At 69.4% G+C, this 3,575-nt stretch carries 2 protein-coding genes and 1 pseudogene; all 3 read left to right on the forward strand.

Annotated elements, in window-relative coordinates; all coding sequences use genetic code 11:
• A partial coding sequence (locus tag AOK11_RS18535) for an RNA polymerase sigma factor (RefSeq protein ID WP_055594837.1) occupies positions 1 to 762 on the forward strand: 762 nt, incomplete at its 5' end.
• Positions 759 to 2,630, forward strand: a complete 1,872-nt coding sequence (locus tag AOK11_RS45080) for an SsgA family sporulation/cell division regulator (RefSeq protein WP_055594838.1) — start codon at positions 759 to 761, stop codon at positions 2,628 to 2,630. The genes AOK11_RS18535 and AOK11_RS45080, both read left to right, overlap by 4 nt.
• A gap of 295 nt (positions 2,631 to 2,925) precedes the next feature.
• Positions 2,926 to 3,575: pseudogene (locus AOK11_RS18545) on the forward strand (transposase); the annotation flags it as partial.

Consider the following 3,575-nt stretch of genomic DNA (forward strand, 5'->3'; position numbering starts at 1 on the left):
ACCCTGGAGAGCCTCCTCGCCCTCGGCGGCGGCGAGGACGCGGCACGCTCCGCCGACCTCGTCGGCCACGACGCCGCCCTCTTGGCGTTCCTGCGCCGCTCCGGCTTCGAAGGCCCCCACTACCAGCAGTTCATCGCCGAACTCATGGACTACGGCTGGCGCACCCTGCACAGCTGGAGCTCCAGCGGCCACATCTTCCACCGCACCGCCCGCATCGGACGCCCCGTCCCCACCGCCATGCAGCCCGACGCCTGGGCCTATGAGGACCGCACCCAGGTCGTCACCGACACCGTCGTCAAGGGCAGCACCCTCTTCCGCGAGCACGGCCTCGTACGCGGCAAGTGGAGCCCCGACGGCGGCGCCAGCCTTACCACCTACTTCGTCGGCGCCGCCGTCCTCGCCTTCCGCCCCGTCTATATCCGCTGGTACAGGACCCACCAGCTCGGGCAGGCTGAACTGGACCACCGCAGCGCCGACACCGACGACGTCCTCTACGCCCAGCACGACATTCCCGACCAGCGCGCCACCGACCCCGCACACGCCGCCGCCACCCGGGACCACATCCACCGCCTGCGCCCGCTGCTGCCCGGTGAGCAGCTGCGCGAAGCGCTCGGCTGGATCACCCTGGGCTACACCCACGCCGAGGCCGCGGCGAAGGTCGGTATGACGCCCAAGGCACTCGAGCGGCGCCTGGCCCGCGTCCGCACCAAGATTTCCGCAGGCGGCCTTCAGGCCCGGCCGGGGGAGGGGGGAGCACGATGAGTGTTCACCAGGACAACACCACGCCCGAGACATCCGCCGACGACGAGTTCGCCGCCCTGATGGCCGCCTCCAGCCTGCGCGCACCCCGCGTGCGGGCCATGGACGAGGCCATCCCCGATGCGGCCCGTGAGCAGCTGCACGCCGCCGCCGTCACCGACCCCGCCGCCGTGCCCGATAGGAACTCCGCGGAAGAGCAGGGCGACGCCCATATCCCGGCCCACAGCGGTGACGACAATGCCCTGGCCCGTGAGCAGACCGAAAGCCTGCGTACCACCGGGGCCGGCCTGCTCGCCAGAGCTCTCGGCGCGCTCGTCGAAGAGCGCCATCGTGACCACCTTGCGGCCCTCGGCTCGCTGCGCCGCCCCGAACATGACAGCGCGGTCAGCGAGTTCCGCTCCTCCCGCGCCGTGGTTTCGCTCGTGACCGAGTGGACACCGCCCGCCTGGCCACCCGCGCTGCTCGTCGACCGGCGGATGCGCGACCTGCGCGAGGAAAGGTGGTCCGTCGGCTCCGCGCCGCACCTGTGCGGCGGCGCTCAGGGCACCGCACGCCGTGAGGAGGTGCTGGCGCGCTGGCTCGGCGTTCTGTACCGGTCCAAGCCCGTGCTGTACTCCAGGGCTGACCTCGACAGGACGGTATCTGAGGCATACGTCAACGGCTGGCCCCGCTGGCATGCCACGGCGGTGTGCGACCTGCTGTGGAGTACTGCGTGCGGATGGCCCGCGCCCACCGCTCACCTGCCCCGCATCCTGCCTGTGCGCACAGCCGGGCGACCTTCGCTGGCATCGGATCTGCTGTTCCTCACCTGCCGGCAGATCTCCTGCATAGGGGACACTGGAAAGACGACAAGCCCGTACGAGACAGCAGCATGGCTCGCCCATCTGACCTGCACCGCAGGCGAGAACACGCATCAGCCGGAGATGGCCGCGTACCTGACGGGGCTTGCTGAGTGCCAGCAGGTGCTATGGGTGCATCCGGCGTGCTCGGGGCAGTTTGGGCAAGCTGTTACAGCGCTGCCGCGACGTACCCATGACCAGCCCGCCGACCAAGGCCAGCCTGTCCACTGGCTCCCGTCTGCTTCCGTGGCCGTCCCGCCCGATGACGGTGCCGGTCTGCTGGCCGCCGCCGGGTTCTTGGCGGTCCAACGTTCCGCACCGGTACCACCGGCCCTCTCCCCAGAGGTGCCAGTAACTCACGCAGGCCTTCTTGTGGCGGCGGATCGTGCCGTGGCCCTGGACCCGACGCATCGCCGAGACATTCCGGAGCAACTACCGGCCCTGCCCGACCTGAACGCATACGCACCACGCCCCGGAAGTATCCTGCTGATGCCCAGAGAGAACAGCTCTGCCGAGGATGGACGCACGACGGACGGCAACCGCGACACCGTTACACAAGCCGCTGGCAGACCCCGCCGGTTGTGGAGGAGGAAAGACGGCGACGCACTCGAGCAGCACGCGCGGCTCTGGATGCGCCAGCATCTCACTGAGGATGGCCCGGGGCAACGCTTCCCTGCCGAACTGGTCTACCGCACCACAGACCCTTACGCGGTCACGGCTGTCTTCAACTGTGGTGCCGAGGAAGAGACAGAATGGATCTTCGCCCGCGAACTGCTCAGCGACGGCCTCCACGCCAGGTCGGGAATCGGCGATGTCGTGGTGTGGCCGTCGCAGGTGCAAGGTCGCGTCTTCGTCCGCCTGCGCTCATCGGAGGGCACAGCGCTGCTGTCCGCGGAACGTGACGACATCGAGGCATTCCTTGGTGCCAGCCAACCTCTGGCCAGAAACCCGGCAGCGTTCTCGCGGCGGAGCCTGGCTGATGCGTGGGAACGGGAACTGAACAAGATCATCTGCCGCAGGCCCGGCGACTGAAGCGACCGACGACCAGACATGAACCGCCCCCGTCCACCGGGTGTGGGACCGTGAATCCGCAACGGTTCCAAGCCCGGTGATACGAACCTGCTGCAGCACGTCGTGTACGGGGTTGGTTCTCTGCGCGCGGCCGAAGCCCGTGGGCTCAGCGGTTTGCCGGTGTGCCAACAGGACGCCGGCCTCCCGGTCCGCAAGGCCTCCTCCTGCCAACGGGTCCGTTAGGGCCTGTGTGATGTTGTGATCAGTCTCGCCGATCCGGGTCCGTCTGGAGGGCGGATCCGGTAGGAAGACGGTCGTGACGCGCAGGCAACTTACCGACGAGCAGTGGAAGTTGATCGAGCCGTTCCTGCCGATAGGCGAGTACGGCCCGTACCCCGAGCGGCTGCGGGAGCAGTTCGAGGGGATGATCTGGCGGTTCAGGACCGGCGCGCAGTGGCGTGAGACGCCGGGCGAGTTCGGGCCGTGGCCGACCGTCTACGGGCGCTTCCGGGTCTGGCGGAACGCCGGTGTCTTCACCGCCCTGCTGGAGGGCCTGATCGCTGAGGCCGCCCGCCGGGGCAGGACGGACTTGTCCCTGGTCGGCGTGGACTCCACGACCGTCCGCGCGCACCACGACGCCGCCGGGATGCTCGTCGGCGAGGACGTCATGGAGGCTCTGGAAGAAGCCGCCGCCGAGCAGGAACAGGCCCGGCAAAAGGGGGAGCCGAGGCGGGACAGAACGGGCAGCGCGGCGGAAACGGGCCGGAGCGGGAAGAACGCCGGCGCGTCCGCCGGCGACACCGGTTCCGCCTGAAAGAAGCCCTGCTCGGAAGGTCCCGTGGCGGGCTGACCAGCAAGATTCACCTCGCCGCCGACCGCAGGCGCCGGCCGCTGGCGTTCGTCCTGACCGCCGGGCAGGCCGCGGACAGCCCGCAGTTCATTCCCGTGCTGAACAAGATTCGCGTC

The sequence above is a fragment of the Streptomyces hirsutus genome, from assembly GCF_001418415.1.
Lineage (GTDB): Bacteria > Actinomycetota > Actinomycetes > Streptomycetales > Streptomycetaceae > Streptomyces > Streptomyces hirsutus.

Excerpts from the sequence above, each read along its gene's own strand:
- AOK11_RS45080 (WP_055594838.1), top strand. The coding sequence starts at position 759 with ATGAGTGTTCACCAGGACAACACCACGCCCGAGACATCCGCCGACGAC.